General features: G+C 72.4%; 18 protein-coding genes. 9 read left to right on the plus strand and 9 right to left on the minus strand.

Translation table 11 applies throughout. The features are described from left to right. Positions 1–14: 14 nt before the first annotated feature. Together ACGFRG_RS03840 and ACGFRG_RS03845 are read left to right on the plus strand one after the other, a co-directional pair. Positions 15–539: a MarR family winged helix-turn-helix transcriptional regulator gene (locus ACGFRG_RS03840; protein WP_393261057.1), complete on the plus strand. Its 525-nt coding sequence runs from the start codon at positions 15–17 to the stop codon at positions 537–539. A 168-nt stretch (positions 540–707) separates the two neighbouring features. Next, positions 708–908 carry a hypothetical protein gene (locus tag ACGFRG_RS03845; protein ID WP_361418154.1) on the plus strand — a complete coding sequence of 67 codons (201 nt, stop codon included), beginning with the start codon at positions 708–710 and terminating at the stop codon, positions 906–908. An 18-nt stretch (positions 909–926) separates the two neighbouring features. Here ACGFRG_RS03845 and ACGFRG_RS03850 read toward each other — a convergent pair whose 3' ends face one another. Next, entirely contained in the window at positions 927–1658 is a 732-nt protein-coding gene (locus tag ACGFRG_RS03850) for an SDR family oxidoreductase (RefSeq protein WP_361418371.1), read from the minus strand. A 239-nt stretch (positions 1659–1897) separates the two neighbouring features. On the opposite strand from ACGFRG_RS03850, the gene ACGFRG_RS03855 reads away from it, so the two are divergent. Further along, on the plus strand, positions 1898–2374 hold the full coding sequence (locus ACGFRG_RS03855) for a DUF2269 family protein (protein WP_393261060.1): 477 nt from the start codon (positions 1898–1900) through the stop codon (positions 2372–2374). A 55-nt stretch (positions 2375–2429) separates the two neighbouring features. On the opposite strand, the gene ACGFRG_RS03860 is transcribed toward ACGFRG_RS03855, so the two are convergent. Next, a complete protein-coding gene (locus ACGFRG_RS03860; RefSeq protein WP_361418160.1) occupies positions 2430–2621 on the minus strand; it encodes a ferredoxin in 192 nt (63 codons plus the stop codon). A 20-nt stretch (positions 2622–2641) separates the two neighbouring features. Next, positions 2642–3829 carry a cytochrome P450 gene (locus ACGFRG_RS03865; RefSeq protein ID WP_393261064.1) on the minus strand — a complete coding sequence of 396 codons (1188 nt, stop codon included), beginning with the start codon at positions 3827–3829 and terminating at the stop codon, positions 2642–2644. A 213-nt stretch (positions 3830–4042) separates the two neighbouring features. On the opposite strand from ACGFRG_RS03865, the gene ACGFRG_RS03870 reads away from it, so the two are divergent. The 3 genes from ACGFRG_RS03870 (at position 4043) to ACGFRG_RS03880 (ending at position 7150) form a co-directional block, all read left to right on the plus strand. Beyond that, positions 4043–4705: a transcriptional regulator gene (locus ACGFRG_RS03870; protein ID WP_361418167.1), complete on the plus strand. Its 663-nt coding sequence runs from the start codon at positions 4043–4045 to the stop codon at positions 4703–4705. Positions 4706–4819: 114 nt separating this feature from the next. Further along, entirely contained in the window at positions 4820–6379 is a 1560-nt protein-coding gene (locus tag ACGFRG_RS03875; protein ID WP_393261066.1) for an alpha/beta hydrolase, read from the plus strand. A gap of 141 nt (positions 6380–6520) precedes the next feature. Further along, positions 6521–7150 carry a histidine phosphatase family protein gene (locus tag ACGFRG_RS03880; protein ID WP_361418173.1) on the plus strand — a complete coding sequence of 210 codons (630 nt, stop codon included), beginning with the start codon at positions 6521–6523 and terminating at the stop codon, positions 7148–7150. 6 nt (positions 7151–7156) lie between these two features. Here the strand turns inward: ACGFRG_RS03880 and ACGFRG_RS03885 are convergent, their stop codons facing one another. Then, on the minus strand, positions 7157–7948 hold the full coding sequence (locus ACGFRG_RS03885; protein ID WP_393261069.1) for a RimK family alpha-L-glutamate ligase: 792 nt from the start codon (positions 7946–7948) through the stop codon (positions 7157–7159). Between the two features lie 34 nt (positions 7949–7982). After that, positions 7983–8858 (minus strand): RimK family alpha-L-glutamate ligase, encoded by an 876-nt coding sequence (locus tag ACGFRG_RS03890; RefSeq protein ID WP_393261072.1) that lies wholly within the window; start codon positions 8856–8858, stop codon positions 7983–7985. A 199-nt stretch (positions 8859–9057) separates the two neighbouring features. On the opposite strand from ACGFRG_RS03890, the gene ACGFRG_RS03895 reads away from it, so the two are divergent. Together ACGFRG_RS03895 and ACGFRG_RS03900 are read left to right on the plus strand one after the other, a co-directional pair. Next, entirely contained in the window at positions 9058–10269 is a 1212-nt protein-coding gene (locus ACGFRG_RS03895; RefSeq protein WP_393261074.1) for an MFS transporter, read from the plus strand. 148 nt (positions 10270–10417) lie between these two features. Continuing rightward, positions 10418–11854: a SpoIIE family protein phosphatase gene (locus ACGFRG_RS03900; RefSeq protein WP_361418182.1), complete on the plus strand. Its 1437-nt coding sequence runs from the start codon at positions 10418–10420 to the stop codon at positions 11852–11854. Positions 11855–11981: 127 nt separating this feature from the next. Here the strand turns inward: ACGFRG_RS03900 and ACGFRG_RS03905 are convergent, their stop codons facing one another. Next, positions 11982–13475, minus strand: a complete 1494-nt coding sequence (locus ACGFRG_RS03905; RefSeq protein ID WP_361418185.1) for a hypothetical protein — start codon at positions 13473–13475, stop codon at positions 11982–11984. Positions 13476–13709: 234 nt separating this feature from the next. Between ACGFRG_RS03905 and ACGFRG_RS03910 the strand changes: the two genes are divergently transcribed. Continuing rightward, positions 13710–14846: an aminoglycoside phosphotransferase family protein gene (locus tag ACGFRG_RS03910; protein WP_361418188.1), complete on the plus strand. Its 1137-nt coding sequence runs from the start codon at positions 13710–13712 to the stop codon at positions 14844–14846. A 120-nt stretch (positions 14847–14966) separates the two neighbouring features. Here ACGFRG_RS03910 and ACGFRG_RS03915 read toward each other — a convergent pair whose 3' ends face one another. From ACGFRG_RS03915 to ACGFRG_RS03925, 3 genes are all read right to left on the minus strand, one after another. Further along, positions 14967–16301 (minus strand): N-acetylmuramoyl-L-alanine amidase, encoded by a 1335-nt coding sequence (locus ACGFRG_RS03915; RefSeq protein ID WP_393261077.1) that lies wholly within the window; start codon positions 16299–16301, stop codon positions 14967–14969. A 178-nt stretch (positions 16302–16479) separates the two neighbouring features. After that, complete coding sequence (locus ACGFRG_RS03920; RefSeq protein WP_361418194.1) at positions 16480–16980, minus strand: hypothetical protein; 501 nt, start codon at positions 16978–16980, stop codon at positions 16480–16482. A 57-nt stretch (positions 16981–17037) separates the two neighbouring features. After that, positions 17038–19887 (minus strand): AAA family ATPase, encoded by a 2850-nt coding sequence (locus ACGFRG_RS03925; RefSeq protein ID WP_361418374.1) that lies wholly within the window; start codon positions 19885–19887, stop codon positions 17038–17040. Positions 19888–20088 lie beyond the last annotated feature (201 nt).

Raw genomic sequence — 20088 nt, forward strand, 5'->3', positions numbered from 1 at the left:
GCTAGGGTGAAACCGTGACCGATCACGTGGACCTGGTGCTGGAGCAGTGGGGCGAGCGCCGCCCCGACCTCGATGTGTCGCCGATGGCGGTGATCGGGCGGCTGAAACGGCTCTCGCGACTGGTCGAGGCCGAGTTGCGCCGCACCTTCGCGGACCACGACCTCGACCCGGCGTCCTTCGACGTGCTCGCGACCCTGCGCCGCAGCCCGCCGCCGCAGTTGCTCACCCCGGCCGAGCTGATGCGGTCGTCCATGGTCACCTCGGGCGCCGTGACCCAGCGCCTGGACCGGCTGGCGGCACGCGGCCTGGTGACCCGTACGCCGAGCCCGACCGACGGCCGGGTCGTCCAGGTGGGCCTCACCGACGCCGGGCGCGCGCTCATCGACCGGGCGCTGCCCGACCACCTCGCCACCGAGCAGCGCCTGCTCGCGGCCCTGAGCCCGGCGCGGCGCGACACGCTCGCCGAAGGACTGCGCGATCTCCTGGAATCCCTCGGGGACACGACCGACCGACCCGGTGGTGACCACGGCCCCCGGTGACGGATGGAGTACCGCCGACGGGCGTGGGCACGCGGTGGAGGAGACAGTGGAGGCGGCGCCGGACCGTGCCGGGCACGACGGCGCGCCCCGGCCGCACACCAGGGGCGTCGCCCGTTCCCGGAGCACCGCGCGGGCGCCGCCCCGCACCGCACGACAGGAGGTCCCCCGATGACCCACCCGCACCCCGACCCCGCACCGCCCACGCCCGGGCCGACGCCGGGACCGCCCGATCCGGTGCCGCCGACGCCCGGCCCCGGGCCCGGACCGCTGCCCGGGCCGCTGCCCATCCCGGAGCCCGACCCCGTACCGAATCCGCCGGGGCCCGACCCCGTGCCCGATCCGATGCCCTCGCCGGGGCCGATCACCTGAGCCGGCGGTACGGCGCGGCTACATTCCGCCGGCCACCCGCATGACCGTCCCCGTGGCGTACGAGGCCTCGGGGGACAGCAGCCACGAGACGGCCGAGGCGATCTCCTCGGGCCGTCCGGCCCGGCCCATCGGGATGGTGCCGGAGAGCTTCGCGGGGCGCTGCGGGTCCTCGTGGAACTCGGTCCAGATGATGCCCGGCGCCACGCAGTTGACCCGGATGCCGTCGGCCGCGACCTCCTTGGCGAGGCCCACGGTCATCGCGTCGACGGCCGCCTTCGTCGCCGCGTAGTGCACGTACTGCCCGGGGCTGCCGAGGGTGGCGGCGGCCGAGGAGATGTTCACGATGGCCCCGGCCCCGCGCCCGGCCATGTCGCGTATCGCACGGCGGGCGCACAGCAGATAGCCGAGCACATTGACGTCGATCGCGCGGCGCATGCCCTGCGCGTCGGCGTCCGCGAGGCGGCCGTTGGGGCCGCTGACCCCCGCGTTGTTGACCAGGCCGGTGACCGGGCCGAGGTCGGCGGCGGCGTCGAAGAGCCGGTCGACCGAGTCCTCGTCGGCCGTGTCGACGCGTACGCCGACAGCGCGCCGGCCCGTCGCGCGGACCTGCTCGACGACGGCTTCGGCGGCCACGGCGTCGGTGCGGTAGCCGATGACGACGTCATGGCCGTCGGCGGCCAGGCGGGCGCAGACCGCGGCGCCGATGCCACGGCTGCCGCCGGTGACGACGGTGACGAACTGCTCGTTCAGCTGGGTCAACGGAAACCTCCGGCGCCGGACGGCGATCGCTGCGAATGGGAGTGATCTTTCGCCATCCTAGGATTCGCCACCGACAGGCCCGTGTCCGCCCCGGAACACCCGTCACATCCTCTGGCGAGAACCCGTTGAACACTGGCACTCTCGCCACTTTCTCTCTCTCGTACGGACGGCATAGCGTTCGGCCGGGGCCCCGGCCGGAGTCCTCGCACCCGTACGAAAGCGCTCTACCCGTGACGAAGTTCCTGCTCACCGTCCATATCCTGTTCGCGATCCTGGCCATCGGGCCGGTCGCGGTGGCCGCCAGCATGTTCCCGCCGACGGCCCGCCGCGCGCTGGCCGGGCCCGCCGACGCCCAAGCGCTGGCGTCGGTGCGGCTGCTGCACCGGATCTGCCGGGTCTACGCGGCCGTGGGCGTCGCGGTGCCGGTCTTCGGGTTCGCCACGGCGAAGAACATGGGCATCCTCGGCGACACCTGGATCATCGTCTCGATCGTGCTGACCACGGTCGCGGCGGGCGCGCTGATAGCCCTCGTACTGCCGCGCCAGGACGCGATCCTGGCGGAGCTGGAAGGGGCGGAGACCGCCGCCACCGATCAGAGTGTGCGTCGAACCGTTCACCTGGCCATGTTCACCGGTGTGTTCAATCTTCTCTGGGCCGTCGTCACCGTCCTGATGATCCTGCGGCCGGGCTCCACCACGGGAGGCTGACCACCGTACCGGGCGGTGCGGCGCGCGTGCCGTACCGCCGGAGCACGTGGCTCACTCACTCCGCGAGCGCGATGGCCTGCACCGGGCAGGCGCGGGCCGCCTCGCGGACCATGGGGTCGCCCCCGCCGTCCGCGCGGTCGGGCAGCAACTCGCTGAATCCGTCGTCATCCTGGGTGAAGACGGCCGGCGCGGTCAGGGCGCACTGCCCGGCCCCGATGCAGACGTCCTTGTCGATGCTGATCCTCATCGAATCACTCTCCCACTCCGCTACCAGGTGACCGGGAGTTCCACCATTCCCTGGAGCGTGTCGCCGGGTTTGAACGGGATGCGGTCGGCGGGCGCGGCGAGGCGCAGATCCGGCAGCCGGGCGAAGAGCGTGCCGAGCGCGATCTCCATCTCGGCCCGGGCCAGGTTCTGCCCGAGGCACTGGTGGATGCCGAAGCCGAACCCCACATGGTGGCGGGCGGAGCGGTGCCAGTCCAGAGCGTCCGGCTCCGGGTAGACCGAGGCGTCCCGGTTGATCACGGAGGTGGCGAGGATGACGCCCTCACCGGCGCGGATGGTGGTAGCGCCCACCTCGATGTCCGCCCCGGCCACCCGGAGTATCCCGTCGGCGATGGACAGGAACCGCATCAGCTCCTCGACCGCCGTCGGCATCAGCGACGGGTCGGCCTTCAGCTCGGCAAGCCGCTCCGGGTGTTCGAGGAGCGTGAAGGTCCCCAGCGAGAGCATGTTCGCGGTGGTCTCGTGGCCCGCGACAAGGAACAGTACGGCCAGCCTGACCAGTTCCTGGCGGTCCATGCCGCCCGTGTTCAGCTGGTCGTCGATGAGCTCGTCGAGCAGCCCGTCGCCGCGCTCGCGCACCTTGCGGTCGATCAACTCGCCCAGATACGCGTCGAGTCGCTCCCGCGCGTCATCCGTGTCGGCCGCCTCCGGCCCGCGCAGCAGCCGCCGGGACTGCTCCTGGAAGAAGGCGTGGTCGTCGTAGGGAACGCCGAGCAGCGCGCAGATCACCATCGACGGCACCGGCAGCGCGAACGCCGTGACCAGGTCGGCGGGCGGGTTCTTCGCCACCATCGTGTCCAGCAGATCGTCGACGGTGCGCTGGATCATCGGCCGCAGCGCCGCCGTGCGCTTGAGGGTGAAGCCGGGGATGACCTTGCGGCGCTGGGTGTTGTGCTCGGGGTCGTCGACCCCGAGGAGTTCGGTGCGGCGCCTGCGCAGCGCCGAGAAGCGCTCGGTGGGCAGCGGGAAGCCGGGGTGGAGCCGGTCGGAGGAGAGCCGGGGGTCGACGAGCAGCGCCCGTGCCTCGGCATGGCCGGTCACGAACCACACCGACCGGCCGTCGAAGAGCGACACGCGCGAGACCGGTCCCTCCTGGCGCAGCGGCTCGTAGCCGGTGGGCGGGTGATAGGGGCAGGTGCGGTCCTGGGGGAAGGAGACGGATTCGGTCATGGGTGAACCTCGCAAGCGAAGAGTCGTCTTGCCGATCTCCACTACATGCCCAAGGCAGCTAAGTAGGCTACGCAGAGTTCGGCCGAATCACCCGTGCGGGACGGCAGGGTGGATATCCGCCATATCCACCCCATTCGGCCGCTTCGGAGCGCATCACAGTGAGAGGCTGGGGGCGACCACCGTGAGCACGGCCGGAACAAAGGGGGGCCCCGCATGGCAGGCACGACCCGGGAACTGGTGGAGAGCGTCACGGCACAGCTCGCACCGGACAAGGACGCCAACCGGCTGGTTCCGCTGATCGCCTCGGGCACCGCCCCGATGACCGCACTGGCCGGGCTCGCCCTCGAACAGCGCCACATCATCGGCTCCGACCTGCGCGCCTTCTCCTTCCTCGCCGACCGCGCGGCGGGCGCGGGGAACTCGGCGTGCGCGGAGTTCTTCGGCACGCTCGCGACCGGCGAGACACTGGCGCTCGACCGGCTCGGCGCGTACCAGAGCGCCTGCGGGCTCGACGCGGACGCCGTCGAGCGGTACGAGCCGCTGGCGGGCTGCCAGGCCTACCCCGCGTATGTGGCATGGCTGGCACTGAACGGCGAGCCGCCCCTCGTGGCGCTCGCGCTCACCGCCAACTTCGCGGCGTGGGGCGGCTATTGCGCCACCGTGGCCGAGGCGCTGCGGGCCCGGTACGGCTTCGGGGACGAGGCGTGCGGCTTCTTCGACTTCTTCGCGCAGCCCGCTCCCGACCTCGAACGCCAGGCGCTCGCGGCCGTCGCCTCGGGGGTGCGCACCCCGGCCGACACGGAACTGGCCCGGCGGTACGGCAGGCTGCTCCAGACGTACGAGTCGATGTTCTGGAACACGCTCGCCGAGCGCTGAACACCCGTGGGGTGGTACTGGTACCACCCCGAATCCGGGTACCTGCCGGATCGCTCGCGCCCCGCCCGCCGCAGGAAGATCGACACGTTCGATCAACCCGACGGGGAGTTACACATGAGCAAGTTCAGGAACGCGGCACGGTGGTCGCTGGCAGCCACGGCCGGGCTCCTCGTGGCGGCGGCACTTCCGCTCGCCACGGCCGACGCCGCGACCGCGCGCCCCTCCGACACCGCCGCGCAGGTACCCGAGCGCTACCTGCACCAGAAGCTGGACTGGACGCCCTGCGCGTCCGGCGCGCTGGAGTGCGCGGCCATGTCCGTGCCGCGCGACTGGTACCACGCGGACACCTCGCCGGCCATCACCGTCGAGGTGTCCCGCCACCGCGCGACCGGCACCGGGGCGCGCAAGGGCGTCCTGATGATGGCGGCGGGCGGCCCGGGCGCCTCCGGTCTGAAGCGGCCGGCCGGGCTCGCGCAGGACGAGCCGACGCTGGCGGCCGCGTACGACATCGTCGGCTTCGACCAGCGCGGGGTCGCGGGCAACGGCAGCACGCCGGTCGTCTGCTCGGACCAGGCCACCGTGGACTCCTTCTTCACCAGCGGCGACCTGCGCGACCGCTCGGACAAGGCGATCCGCCAGACCTTCCAGCGGGCGGGCTCGTACGTACGGGAGTGCCAGCGCAACTCGGGCGACCTGCTGCCGTACATCACCACCGACCAGGCCGTCCACGACATGGACCTCTACCGCGCACTGCTCGGGGTCGACAGGATCTCGTACTACGGTCCGTCCTACGCCACCTTCCTGGGCGCGTACTACGCCACCGAGTTCCCCGGCCGGGTCGAGCGGATGGTCCTGGACAGCAACATCGACTTCAGCGGTGACTGGCAGTCGTTCCTGAAGGGGCAGCCGCTCAGCTTCCAGCGCCGCTACGAGCAGGACTTCCTGCCGTGGCTGGCGAAGAACGACGCCACCTACCACCAGGGCCGCACCCCGGCCGAGGCCAAGGCGAGCTACGAGCGGCTGCGCAAGGCCCTGCACGACCACCCGCTCGACCTCGAAGGCACCCTGGTCACCCCCAACCACCTGGACGTCGCCGCGACCGGCGCGATGTACAACGCCAAGGACAACTTCGCGAACTTCGCCACCGCGCTCGGCGTCCTGGAGCACCCCGACGCCGCGCCGGCGGCCGCCCGCAAGGCGATCGCGGACCAGCTCCAGCACCCCATGTACGCCGGATTCTTCGCCGACTTCTTCTCGGTGACCTGCGCCGACACCCCGTGGGACCGCAGCTCTCGCGACTGGATCCGCGACAGCGCCAAGGCCACCCGCGACTACCCGCTCGCGGGCGCCCGCGAGCTGACGTTCACCGCGATCTGCGCCGCCTGGCCGCACTCGTCGGCGCCGCACATCAAGGTCACCGGCAAGAACCTGCCGCCCGTCCTGATGCTCAACTCCACGCACGACCCGGCCACGTACTACGAGGGCGCGCAGCGGGCCCACCGCGTCCTGCCCACGTCCCGGCTGGTGACGGTCGTCGGAGGCGGTGACCACGGCCAGTACCGCAACCACAACGCGTGCGTGGACGCGTTCGTCAACGACTACTTCCTCGACGACAAGATCCCCGCGACCGACACGACCTGCGCGGCCAACCCGCTGCCGGTTCCGGTCGGCTGACCGGCGTCCGCCCCGCGTCGGGGCGGTGATCTCCGTCTCGCCCTCTCGCCTGCTGGAATGCGCGCCCGGTCCGGCATGGTTGTCCCCTAGCGGCCCGGCGGGACGAGCCCGGCGGGCCGGTCGCGGAGAACGGGAACACCCATGGGCGAGTTGATCCTGATACGGCACGGCGAGACGGCCTGGACCCTGACCGGGCAGCACACCAGCCACACCGACCTGCCCCTCACCGAGCACGGCGAGGCCCAGGCCCGGGCGGTGGCGCCACTGCTCGCCGGGCGCCGGATCGGCCTCGTCCTGGTCAGCCCGGCGGCCCGGGCCCGGCGCACCGCCGAGCTCGCCGGGCTCACGGACCCGCGGGTGCGCCCCGATCTGAGCGAGTGGGACTACGGCGGCTACGAGGGCGTCACCACCCCACAGATCCAGCGCACCCGCCCCGACTGGAACCTCTGGACGGACGGCGTCGCCGCCGGGACCGCCGCACATCCGGGCGAGCGGGCCGAGGAGGTCGGCGAACGGGCCGACCGGGTGCTCGCCGAGGCCCGGGCCGCGCTCGCCGCTTCGGCTTCTTCCGACGACGACGTCGTACTGGTCGCCCACTCCCACTTCCTGCGCGTGCTCACCGCCCGCTATCTGGGGCTGCCCGCCTCGGCCGGATCGCTGTTCCTGCTGGGCACCGGGGCCGTGTCCCGGCTGGGGACGGAGCACGACCGGCCGGTGATCACGGCCTGGAACACGACCCTCACGGTGGATGTGCCCGCGCACGCGGGCTGAGCGCGGCTACTTCTTCCCCGCCCGCAGAGCGAGCTCCGCGAGGGCTTCGGGGGCGCCCAATTGCCCCCGTACGCCCGGAAAAGCATTGATGTCCACGATCAGTGGGGCGGCCCCGCCCGCGTCGATGATGTCCACGCCGTAGACGTCGAGCGCGAAGACCTCGCCGACCCGCAGGGCCAGCTCGGCCCAGCCGGGCGGCAGCTCGGCGAGCGGCAGCGAGCGGGTCGGGCCGCGGCCGCCGGGCGAGAGCTCCGAGCGCCGCAGGGCCGCGAAGACCTGCTCGCCGATCACCCACAGCTTGTGGTCCCAGCCGCTGTTCGGCGTGAACTCCTGCACCACGACCGGTTCGTCCGCCCACTCGGCGGCCAGCGCCCGCAGCTGTACGCGGTCGTCGGCGCGGGCCACCAGGTCGTGGCGGCGGCTGTGGTGGCTCTTCACCACGACCGGCAGCGCCACGTCCGGGTCGTCGGCCAGCGCCGTCGCCGAGGCGCAGGCGCGGGTCGCGGCGAACGGCAGCCCGGCCCGCCCGGCCAGCTCCGCCATCGCCAGGCGGTCCTGGCACAGGGCGGTCGCGGCCGGGGAGTTCAGCACGGCCGCACCGCGCGCCGCCAGATCGCGGGCCAGCGCCAGCGCGCGGGGCGTACGCGACTTGAGCAGATACACATCCGCGAGCGGCCCGGGCAGCACGTCCACGGCCGCCGGGTCCACCGCCTCCACCTCGTGGCCCTGGCCGAGCAGCGCGGTGGTCGCGGCGAGCAGCGGATGGCCGGGCTCGGGCGTGATCAGAGCGATCCTCATCGGGCCGCACCCCGCCGCCGCGGGACACCGGTCCTCATACCGACGCTCCCGGCTGCTCCGGGACCAGGGCGGACAGCGGTGCGCCCGGACCGCTCTGCCGGCCGGTGCGGGCGAGTTCCAGGACGGCCCGGGCGACCCGCGCCGCCGCGTCCGGGACCTGCCTGAAGCTCGGGAAGTCGTTCACGTCGACCACCACCGGCCCGTCGGGACCGAGCAGCACGTCCACGCCGTACAGATCGAGGCCGTACACCGCACCGACCTGTGAGACGGTCGCGGCCACCTCGGCGGGGAGCGCGACCCGCCGCTCGCGCACCGAGTGGTCGGGGTGCAGCGGCGAGCAGCGCTCGGTGGCGTAGAGCTCGCCGCCGACGCAGTACACCTTCAGATCCACGCCCGAGTTGGGCACATACGGCTGGGCCACGAGCATGCCCTGACCGGCCAGCTCCGGCAGCATCGCCACCAGGTGGTCCGGCGTCGGCACCAGGCAGACCCCGCGTCCGGCGCTCCCGTCGGCGGGCTTGACCACCAGCGGGTACTCCGACTCGGGTATCTCGGTGAGCAGTTCGGGCACGGCCGCCGCGTAGGTCGCCGGCATCGGCAGTCCCCGGGCGCGCCCGATCGCGGCCGCCAGGGCCTTGTCCCGTACGCCACGGATGGAGCGCGCGTCGTTCACGGTGGTCAGCCCTACCGAGGCGGCGGCCTCAAGCAGGGTGAGACCGGGGCCGCCGGACACCGTCTTGAGCACCCAGGCGTCGTGGCTGCCCGCGTTCACCAGCTCGGACATGCGCAGCAGGGATCCGCCGGGACGCAGCACGTCCACGCGGTGACCCCAGACGTCGAGTTGGCGGATCACCTCCACCGGCATGCCGTCGTGGCGGTAGTGCTCCTCCACCAGAAAGCAGAGCCTCATCGACCTTCCCCTGTAGCCCCCCGGACGTCCGCCAGTCTGTCTGTCCGGCGAGCTGTGACGACACAGGATGTCATGAACGCGAGCGAACCTCGCTCCCCGCCCCGAAGGGGCGCCCGCCCAGCTCAGCGCGGATGCCCACCGAGCCGATCGCGGCCGGGGCTTGCCCCTCACACTAATGTGAGGGTTCCACCATGGCCGTATGACCACCGCACCACCGGCGCCCGCCACAGCGCCGCTCACCGTCCGGCCCGCCAAGTCGCCGCTGCCCGGGCTGCTCACGCTCTCCGCGACGGCGTTCACCGCCGTGCTCACCGAGCTGCTGCCCGCCGGGCTGCTGCCGCACATGGGCGGCGGCCTGGGCGTCTCCGAGGGCCGGGTCGGCTTCCTGGTCACCCTGTACGCGGCCGCCTCCTTCCTGTCCGCGATACCGCTCACCGCCCTGCTGCGCGGACTGCCCCGCCGCACCGTCCTGGTCGGCGCGCTCGGCGGCCTCGCGCTCGCCGACGCCGTCACCGCCGTCTCCTCCTCGTACGCCCTCACGTGCGCGGCCCGGCTGCTCGCCGGGGCCATGGGCGGCACGCTCTGGGCGATGCTCGCGGGGTACGGGGCCCGGATGGTCCCCGCCGGACGCCGCGGGCGTGCCATCGCGATCGTCCTGGCGGGCATCACCGTCGCGCTCTCGCTGGGCGTTCCGGCCGGTACGGCGCTCGCGGGCGCGGTGGGGTGGCGCGCGGGCTTCGGGGGGCTCGCGGGCCTCGCCGTGCTCCTGACGCTCTGCGCGCTGCGGTACGTGCCCGACTTCCCCGGGGAGCCGAGCGGCGGGCGGGTCCCGCTGCGCCGGATCGCCGCCCTGCCGGGCATCCGGACCGTCCTGTCGGTCACTCTGCTGCTGCTCCTGGGGCATCAGGTGATGTACACGTTCCTGGTCCCGTTCGCCGAGAACTGCGGCTTCGGACAGGCGAGTCCGGTCCTGTTCGCCTTCGGCGCGGCCACCGTCGCGGGCATCTGGCTGGCCGGTCTGCTGGTCGACCGCAGGCTGCGCACGACGCTGCTCGGCGCCCTCGTACTGATCGCCGCCGTGCTGGCCGCGCTCGGTGCGCTGGGGCATGTGCCAGGGGTTTTGCCGGTCGCGGCGGCTCTGTGGGGCGCGGCCTTCGGCGGCGCGCCGACCCTGATCCAGACCGCTCTGGTCGACGTCTCGGGCCCCGAACACGCGGACGTGGCCACCTCGATCCAGGCGACCGTGTACAACGTGGGGATCGCCGCCGGTTCGCTGACCGGAGGGGTGGTCCTGGAGAACGCGGGGGCGGGCGCGCTGCCCTGGACGGCGCTGCCGCTCGTAACCGGTGCCGCTTTGGTGGTTTGGGCCGCGCGGGGGCATGGTTTCCCTGTTCGGCGCCAGGTGCGCTGATCGCGCACGGGAGGCCTCCGGTATATGCCACAAGCACCACCGTATCGAGTGTTGCCAAATCCCTTACGAGGCATCGCTCGCTGTGCAACAGTCGTTACCGGTCCATCCTTTCAGACCTGGCACAGCCGCGCCTGTATCGGAGTACGTCATGCCGTCCCATCTGTTCGCGGACCGACCCAGCCCGCAACCTCCCGAGCGGGACACGGTCGACGCGCTGATCACGCAGACCCGTCGGCTGCGCGGCGGAGTCGACGCGGTGCGCCGGGACGCGCTCGTGGACGACGACGCCCACGGCCGATGGCAGCGGGCGCTGTGCGATCTGGCGGTCCATCACCTCGACGACCTCGGCACGCACTTGGACCAGCTCAAGGAAGGACTGCCCGAGGCCGGTCCGGACGACGAGGCCCAAGAAGAGGACGAGCACCCCGGGTTCGAGGCCGACGCGCTGCCCGGATCCCTGCTCAGCAGGGTCGGCAGCGCCGAATGGAACCTGCTCACCGACGAGGTGAGCTGGTCCGAGGAGCTCTTCCAGATATTCGGACGGGCACCCGAGAGCGGCGCGATGTCCCTCGACGAACTCCCGTCGATGGTCTTCGCGGAGGACCAGGGCCTGCTCACCGCGATGGTGACGGACTGCCTGGTGGACGGGAAGCCGATCGACGGCGAGTTCCGCATCGTGCGGACCGACGGCCGGGTGCGGACGCTGCACATGATGGGCGAGCCCGTGCTCGACACCGAGGGCTGCACCGCGTCGATGTGGGCCGTCCTGCGCGACGTCAGCGAACTGCGCCGCAGCCAGCGCGCCGTACGGGAGTCGCGCGACTCGCTGCAACGCGAGCGGCACATCGCGCAGACCGAGCACCGGCTCGCGGTCGAGCTCCAGGAGGCCGTGCTGCCGCCGTGGCGCGGCTCCCTGCGGCTCCCGCAGGGCAACCCGGCGGCGCTCGACATCGCCGCGCACTATCTGCCGGCCGCCACCAGCGCGCTCATCGGCGGCGACTGGTACGACGCGCTCGAACTGCCCGACGGCAGGTCGTTACTGACCGTCGGCGATCTCACGGGCCATGGGGTGACCGCGACCGGCGCCATGGCGATGCTGCTCGGCGCGCTGCGCGGCATGGCGGTCGCGGGCATCCGCCCCGGCGACCTGATGAGCCACCTCAACCAGCTGCTCGACCACTCCGTCCAGCCGGCCCTCGGCAGCGCGGTCTGCTGCCAGTACGACCCGGCCACCCGCACCCTGACCTGGGCGCAGGCGGGACACCCCGCCCCTGTGCTCTTCCGAGACGGGACGGGGTGCGCCCTGACGCCGCCTGATGGGGTGTTGCTCGGCGCGACGTCAGGAGCCGGGTACGGACAGGCCGAGGTGCAGCTCCGTCCCGGCGATCTGCTGGTCCTGCACACCGACGGGCTGACCCGGCGGGGCACCTCGGACGAGACGGGATGCCGCAGGCTGTTGGAGCTCGCCGGGCGCCTCGAAACCGTCCGCACCGCCCAGGAGGGCGTACGGATGGTGGTCGAGGAGTTCGGCGAGACGGACCGCGAGGACGACGCGTGCGTGCTGGTGGCACGGATCGGTTCGTGAACGGGATCGGTTCGTGAACGCCCGGCGGCCCGAGCGGATATGAGTAGCGGCGGATACGAGTAGCGTCAACGCGCTGTCACTTGCACTCGCGTGCACGTGCACTCGCGCGCTGTCTGCTGCGCGGGGCTCAGACCTCCATGGTCCTGCCCCGCCGGACCGGGCCCTTCGGCAGGGCCAGCTGAATCTCCTCGCGCAGATCCTGGATCTTCTGGTACCCGGCGTACTGCGCGGTCAGCCGGTACATCTCGCGCAACCGGTCCCAGGTGCGATGGGACGAGGTCTCCCCCATCGACACCAGGGCGAGCCGGGCGTAGCGGTCCGCCTGTTCCGGGTCGTCGGCGATGAAGCAGGCCGACGCGAGCGAGATGTAGTCGAAGATCTTGGAGCGCTGGCGGCCGTTGACCCTCAGCTCCAGCGCCTGCTTGGCATGGCGGGCGGCGATCCCGGCCACGCTGGGGTCGTGGTCGGCGAGCGTACGGAACGCCAGGGCCTGCATGCCGTGGAGGTCCGCCTCGTCGAACATCTGCATCCAACTGGGCGGTGGCACATCGCCCTTGTCCGAGACGAAGAGCTCCTCGGCCTCACCGAGGGTGCGCCGCATCTGCTGGGCCTGCCCCATCGACGCCTGTGCCCAGGCCTCGATGGTGTGCAGCATGGCGTGCGTACGCGGCAGGGTCTCCTCGCCGGAACCGGACTTGGCGAGCTTCATCAGGTCCAACGCGTCGTCGGGACGGCCCAGATGGACCATCTGGCGCGCCGCGCGGGAGAGCGCTTCGCCGGCGCGCGGGCGGTCGCCGCCCTCGCGGGCCGCGTGCGCGGCGATGACGAAGTACTTCTGGGCGGTGGGTTCGAGGCCGATGTCGTGGGACATCCAGCCGGCCAGTACGGCGAGGTTGGCGGCGACGCCCCACAGGCGCCGCTGGAGATGGTCGGGATGTCGGTAGGCGAGCATGCCGCCCACCTCGTTGAGCTGGCCCACCACCGCCTTGCGCTGGAGTCCGCCGCCCCGGGACGCGTCCCAGGCGCGGAAGACCTCCACCGAGCGCTCCAGCGCGGCGATCTCCTGCGACCCGATGGGGGCGGCCTCATAGCGGTCGTACCCGGCGGGATCGGCGTGCAGGGGGTCGTCGAAGACGGGGGCGTCGGCCGAGAGTACGGGGTCGGTGTGCAGCCAGTCGTGCATGGCGCTGCTGAGTGCGGAGCCTGCGGCGAGCGCGGCGCCCGCGCCCACCAGACCGCGTCGGTTGAGCATGAGGTCCATTCCCGTGAATTCGGTGAGGACCGCCGCCGTCCGTTCGGGCGCCCACGGAAGGCCGTCGGGGTTCTGCTTGGGTCCGACGTCCCGCCGCTTTCCGGCGCGCCCTTGCCGGTCGAAACCGAGGTCCTCGATGGTCACGACACGGCCGAGTCGCTCGGTGAACAGAGCCGCCAGCACCCGCGGCACCGGATCGCGCGGGGACTCCCCCATGTCGATCCAACGCCGCACCCGCGAGGTGTCGGTGGCCAGTTGGGGGTGGCCCATCGCGGCCGCCTGCCGGTTCACCAGTCTCGCGAGTTCGCCCTTGGACCAGCCGGCGAGGCCGAAGAGGTCGTTCAGGCGAGTGTTGGGTTGTCCGTTCACGTCAAGCCCCCAGGTTCTCGGCTGAGTTGACAGTAACCCCCTGTCAGATGCGGTGGGACTATTCGCCACGGTTCGCCAGGGCACGCCACATGGTGTGCCACCCGCGGTCGGGTGTCAGGTAAGAAGGCGCCACCCCGCCCCGGCAGGCGGACCCCATTCCCCAGGGTGGGATCGGGCCACCGGGCCGGGCTGGTGGCAGGCAACTTGTCGGCGCACGAAGGGATCTGTTCGCCCATGTACACAGCATCGTCCTCCGTGTCAGCCCCGCCCCGGCCGCGCCGTCACCTGGTGACGGGTGGCGGACCGTACCTCGACCCCGCCCACGCCGCACCGGCCGCGCTCGGCGCCGGCCGGGGCGCGCGCCGGCCGGGTACGGGCATCCAGCCGCCCAGCGGGAGGATCGACCTCTCCGGCCCGCAGGGCGCGCAGCTGCGGATGGCGATCGCGTCGGTGCACCGCATCTGCCCGGAGTTCAATCCGGTGCAGGTGCTGCGGCGCAGCGGCCGGTCCGTCCTGCTCGTCGGATCCACCGGGCGCGCCACGGCGGTCGCCAAGTGCCTCCTCGACCACTCGCCCGGCTGGGCGGAGCGGTTCAGGCACGAAATAGCGGCATACCGCGCGTTCGTCCGGCACCGCCCACCAGTGCGGGTGCCGCGTCTGATCGCCGCGGACCCGGACAACTGCACGCTGGTGATCGAGCGGATGCCGGGCCGTGCGGCGGCCCTCACCCGGCACCCGGTCGAGGCTCCGCCCCGTGCCGACGTGAGGGCCGCCCTCGGGGCCATCGGGCGGGTCAACGCCTGGCGGCCGCCGGTCGAGATGTTCACCCAGCCGCTGGATTACGCCTCCCGTATCGCCCGCTACCACGAGCTCGGTCTCTTCACCGACCGGGATCTGAGCGATCTGCAGAAGCTGCTGCACGGTCTGGCCCACTCGGGCCGGCCGGTCGCGTGGCAGTTCTCGCACGGCGAGGCGCTCCTGACGAACGTCCTGCTGTCACCGGCGGGTCCGGTGCTGGTCGACTGGGAGCACGCCGGCTGGTATCTGCCGGGGTACGACCTGGCGACGCTGTGGGCGGTGCTCGGGGACGCTCCGGTGGCCCGGCGGCAGATCAGCTCGGCGGCCCAGGCCTCCGGCCCCGCGGCGCGGGACGCGTTCCTGGTGAACCTGATGCTCGTACTGACCCGGGAGATCCGGACGTACGAGACGGCCGTGCAGCGCACCATGCGCGAGTCGGCGCCCTCGGGCGCGATGGCGCAGCAGCCGGGTGTGCCCTCGGCCGGGGAGCAGCAGCGGCTGCTGCTGCGCAGGCTGCACGACGACTGCGCGCTGGCGCGTCGGGCCGTGCGTGCGGCGGTCGGGACCCGCTGACCGCCGCGGAACGGGGGCCCGGCCCGTCACCTGCTCAGCGGGACGAGCCCCGGGGAAAAGGAGCGCGCCGCGCGCAAGGTGCCGACACACCGTGCGCGCGGCGCGCTGCCGCGTCCGGGCTCAGCGCACCCGCACGATGTCCACGTCGTCGGCCTTCACCAGACCGATCCGGTGGCCGATCTGCACGGTCACATACCGGGACCCGCCCGCGAAGTACGTGTGGTCGTACGGCAGGGACGAGTCGATCGTCGGCGCGTAGTAGTAGCCGGTGGGCGCCTCGCCGCCGCCCGGGTAGGACTGGCCCGCCTTGATCGTGTACGGGAGCGGGGTGCCGAGGTGCGAGGCGGTGAAGTCCGCCGGGTAGTCGGCCTTGTCGGGGTAGGCGACGCCGTACACCGCCACCTCGGCCCGGCCCGCCTTCGGCCGCACGACACGGCCGGCGGTCGGCGTCGTCACCCGGGCGTGCTCGGGCGTCCGGAACCACGCCTTCTGGCCGTACCACCAGATCGCCGTCCAGCCGGGCCTGCGCTCGGCGACGACCGCCTGCTGGGTGGCGCTGATCTTGCTGCCCCAGTCGTTGGCGCAGTTGGTACCGGGCTCGCCGGGCGCGTGCAGGGCGGGGTCGGCGAACAGCGGGGCGGTGGCGGAGGGTTCGGTGTGCAGCGGAACGGCGCTGCTGCCCTGCACCGGCAGGTCGACGTTCTTCTCGCAGTCGCGGAACGCCTGCTGGTTGGCACCGAACTTGGGGCTGATGGTGACCAGTTGGCTGCTCGGCCGGGCCGTCGGGTGGGTGGGCTCGCCGAGCACGGCCATGAAGTGGTTCCAGTCCCAGTACGGGCCCGGGTCCCAGTGCATGTTCTTGGTGCCGGCGGCCGTGGTCGGCGGGACGTTCTCATGGCCGAGGATGTGCTGGCGGTCGAGCGGGATGTCGTACTTGGCGGCCAGATAGCGCACCAGGGCGGCCGTGGAGCGGTACATCGCGGGGGTGTACCACGTGCTGCCCTCCAGGGCGACGCCCTCCTGTTCGATGCCGATGGAGTGCGTGTTGACGTACCAGTTCCCGGCCTGCCAGGCGACGTCCTTGGTCTTCACCATCTGGGCCACGTGTCCGTCGGAGGAGCGCACCACGTAGTGGGCGGAGACGGCTCTCTTGGGATCCTGGAAGATCCGGATCGTTCCGGCGTAGTCCTCTTCCGTATCGTGCAGCACGATGTACTTGATGGCGTTGGTGGACGGCCGGTCGGCGATGTCGTAGTTCCCGTACGCCTGTTTGTTGGCCGGATCGCCGTTCTGCTGATAGGCCGCGGGGATCCATTCGCACCGCAGGACGCGCGGGCACTCGGTCGTCGCCCGGTCCTGGGCGCCCGCCGGGGACGCGGGGGCGAGCAGGGCGAGGCCGCAGGCCCCGGTGGCGGCCAGCGCGAGCGCGAGCCGGGGCCTCTGATGGGACGTCATGACAACCCTTCCTGCCGGGAGTTCACCTCTGGTGCGGTGCGCGCACACTGTGTGACTCCAGGTGAGGGCGCGTCAAGAGTGCGCCCACATGCGTGGGTTGTGTCAGTGGATCAGACCAGTGAAGGGGCGACCGACCTGGGGGTTCGGCCCGGCTGGAAGAGTCCCGCCGTCAGCGGCTTCAGCCCTGCTGGAAGAGCTCCGCCGGAAGCGGCTTCAGCAGCGCGTACAGGTCGTCGGTGATCGGCCGGTCCCAGCTGGCGATGGTGACGAGCACATTGTCGCTGCGGTCGAACTGCACACAGGAGATACGGCTCTCGGAGAGCTTGAGACGGCGCACGATCAAGAGGTTGTCGCCCTGCATCACCGGGATGTCCTCGGCGCCGACGACCTCGACGGGCTCCTCGTTCTCCAGCGCCACCAGCAGCTGGGAGACCTCGAACGGCACCTGGCCGTCCTCCAGGTCCCGCGCCGGGGAGCCCTCCGGCAGATTGCCGATGACCATGGCGGGGCCGCGGCCGCCGAACAGGTCGTAGCGCAGGAAGACGCCCTGGCAGCTTCCGTCGGGGGCGGGCAGCAGCCCGGCACCGAGATTTCCGGGCCAGTCGCCCGGGTCCATGGCCAGGACATCGAAGTCCGGGCCCGCGGGAGTGGCGGAGCTGCGGCGGCGGAGGAACGACATGCCGCCCATGGTACGTGGCCGGGGCGCCGTGTCGGGCCCCGGCCCACGTGCGGCGGTTCAGTGCGCCGCCGCCCCCGGTTCCGGCCGGTTCTCGGCGTGCCGCAGGAGATCCGGCAGTCCGGCCAGGTCCGTGCCGATCTTGCGGAAGACGCCGGAGAGCAGCAGCTCCACGGCCCGCTCCCGGATGCCCAGCTCCTCGGCGATCCGGGTGTTCGCCCAGCCCCGGGCCGCCCGGTCGGCGGCCGTCTTCTCCTGCGCGGTGAGCGAGTCCGTACCGACGGCGCGCAGCCGCAGCGGCCGCAGGCCCGACGCGGCCAGCTCGTCGCGCGCCCGGCCCGCCAGTGCGTCGGCCCCGCAGACCACGGCGCTCTCCATGCCCCGTACCAGCAGGTCGGCCGCGTCCTGGTGGAGACCCGCGCGGGTGAGCGCGGTGCCGTGGTCGACCAGCGCGCAGGCCAGCTCGTACGCGGCGGGCGAGCGCTCCAGCTGCTGCACGGCCTCCGCGAGCAGCGCCAGGCTCTGCGCGCCCGTGGTGACCTTGGCCGCGGAGTGCAGGGCCCGGCCGATGGCGCCCGGCGTGCCGAACCGGCGGGCGAGCTCCACTCCCTCCTCCGCCACGGCGAGCGCCTCCACCGGGTCGCTCTGCGCCAGTGACTCGGCGAGCAGCGGCCGCCACGGGCACCAGGCCGGATTGCGCATGCTCCGCCGGTCGAGGCGGCGCCCGACCGCGCGCAGCCGGCGCTCGGCGTCACTGCGCAGGCCACGGGCGAGCAGCAGTTCGGCGTAGACGGTCTCGGAGTCGGGGTAGACCACGGCGTTGGGCACGACCTGGCCGTAGTTGTACCGGTCGGAGAGCTCCTGCGCCTCGTCGATCCGACCCCTGGCCAGCAGGATCTCGATGAGGATGCCCAGCGCGAACCACTGGGCCGGGATGCGCTGGCCCACCCGGTCGGCGATCCGCAGACCGCCGTGTACCAGGTCCTCCGCCTCGGCGAGCCGTCCGCGCCGGAAGCGGATGTACCCCAGCAGGGTCAGCCCGAACGAGAGGTGGGCGCCGCGCCAGCCCCGGCTCTCGCACTCCGCGATGCCCTTGGTGAACAGCTCGTCGGCGCGGCCGGGCTGGTCGCAGTACATGAAGGTGAGCGCGACCAGGACGGGGACCTCGAAGCCCCAGTTCTCGTCGGTCCAGGACAGCCCCTCGCCCAGTGCCTCCTCCGCGTACGGCAGCGCGACGGCGGCCGGCTCGCCCCGCACCATCGCGTCCCAGGCCCGCAGCCCCAGGATGTAGCGCTCGGCCATGCCGCGCGTGGTGATGTGGTCGGCGAGGCGGGCCAGCCGCCGTGAGCGGGCGGCCGACTCCTCCTCGTCGGCCCGGAACGCGTTCCACATGAACCCCTCGGCCTGCATCCGCAGCCGGGTGCGGGCGCTGGTGGAGTTCCTGGCCTCGGCGGCGACCACGTCGGCCGCGTCGCCCAGCCGGTCGGTGTGGGCGAGCGCCTGGGCGAGCCGGAAGGTGATCGCCTCGCGCAGGGCAGGGGCGAGCTCCGGCTCCTCCAGGGCGGCCTGGAGGTGGTTGACCGTGGTGGCGGGCTCGTTCAGCAGCGCCGAGCAGCCGAGCTCGAAGAGCACCTCGGCCCGGTCCTCCAGGGCGGGCGGTTCCCGCAGGGCGCGGGCCAGACACCGCCGGGCCGCCTCGGGCGCACCGGCGCGCATGCACTCGCGCGCGGCGGCCCTCAGCTGCTGGACCGCCCAGCGGTCGTTGTCCGGATGCATCTCCAGGAGATGCCGGGCGGCGACCGTGGGGCCGAGGCCCGCCTCGGTGACGGAGACCGCCGCCTGCCCGTGCATCGCCACCCGCATCGCGGGCGGAATGGCGCGGTAGACGGCGGTGCCGACCAGGGGGTGGAAGAAGTCGAGCCGGTCGGGCTCGCCCTGGCGGGCGGCGAGGATACGGGTGACGCGCAGCTTCTCGATCGCGTCGACCGACTCCTCGACGCCGAGTCCGGCGACGCTGCTCGCCATGTGCGGGTCGACGGAGGTGCCCAGGATGGCGACGGCCCAGGCCAGTCTGACCGGCGAGGGGCCGAGCCGTTCCAGGCGTTCGACGAGTCCGCTGCCGCGTGCCGAGGAGGCGAGTTCGCGCAGCTCGGCGGCGTTGGCGTAGTGCGGTTTGATGTCCCGCTCGCGGATCTTGGCGATCAGCTCGACCGCCTCGAACGGATTGCCTCCGGTGAGCGCCCAGCACTCCCGGGAGAACAGGTCGTCGGCGCCGCTCTGCAGCACCTCGTGAACCAGTCGGCCCACCGCGTGCGGGGAGAGCGGCGCGAGGTTCAGCGGCCGGGAGCCGTGCCGCTCGGCCAGCCTGCGGAACTCGCCCGCCTGTGCGGGCAGTTCCTCGGGCCGGTAGGCGACCACGATCAGGATCGGCAGATCGCCGGCCCGCAGCGCGAACGAGCTCAGCCAGGACAGCGACTCGTCGTCCGCCCAGTGCGCGTCGTCGACGATGAGCACGATCGGCGCGTGCTGCACGGCGAACCGGGTCACCAGCCAGTCGAGACCGTCCCGGACGCCCTGCGGGTCGGGTGAGCTGTTGGCGGAGTCGGCGACCAGGCCGACGGCGGGCGCCACGATGTCGTACCAGGTGCCGAGTATCCGCCGGTGCTCGTCCTCCCCGGCGACCGCGAGCACCGGCTGGACGAGCTGGCGCACGACGTGGAAGGCCACGCCCTGCTCCTGCTCGCCGCCCCGGGCCGTGAGCAGTGTGCAGCCCCGGACCGCCGCTGTTCTGCGCAACTCGGCGACCAGGCTGGTCTTGCCGAGACCGGCCGCCCCGGAGATCGCCAGCAGACCGCCGCTGGGCGCGGACGTCTCCCCGTCGCCTCCCGCACCGCACAAGTCGTCCAACATGCCTTGAATCAGCAGGAGTTCATTGTCCCGCTCGAACAGTCGCCTGCGCGTACCGCTGGTCCGCCGGCCTCTGGTGTCCGCCACAGCCGTCCCCTTTTGACAGTAGGGCCGAGCCTACGCTTTCGGACACGCACCGTGACACCGATGTGACCGCTTTGCAAAGTCGGCTTGACTAACTTTCTTGGATCTGCTGGGTGTTGA

Source organism: Streptomyces sp. NPDC048696, assembly GCF_043198895.1.
Taxonomy (GTDB): domain Bacteria; phylum Actinomycetota; class Actinomycetes; order Streptomycetales; family Streptomycetaceae; genus Streptomyces.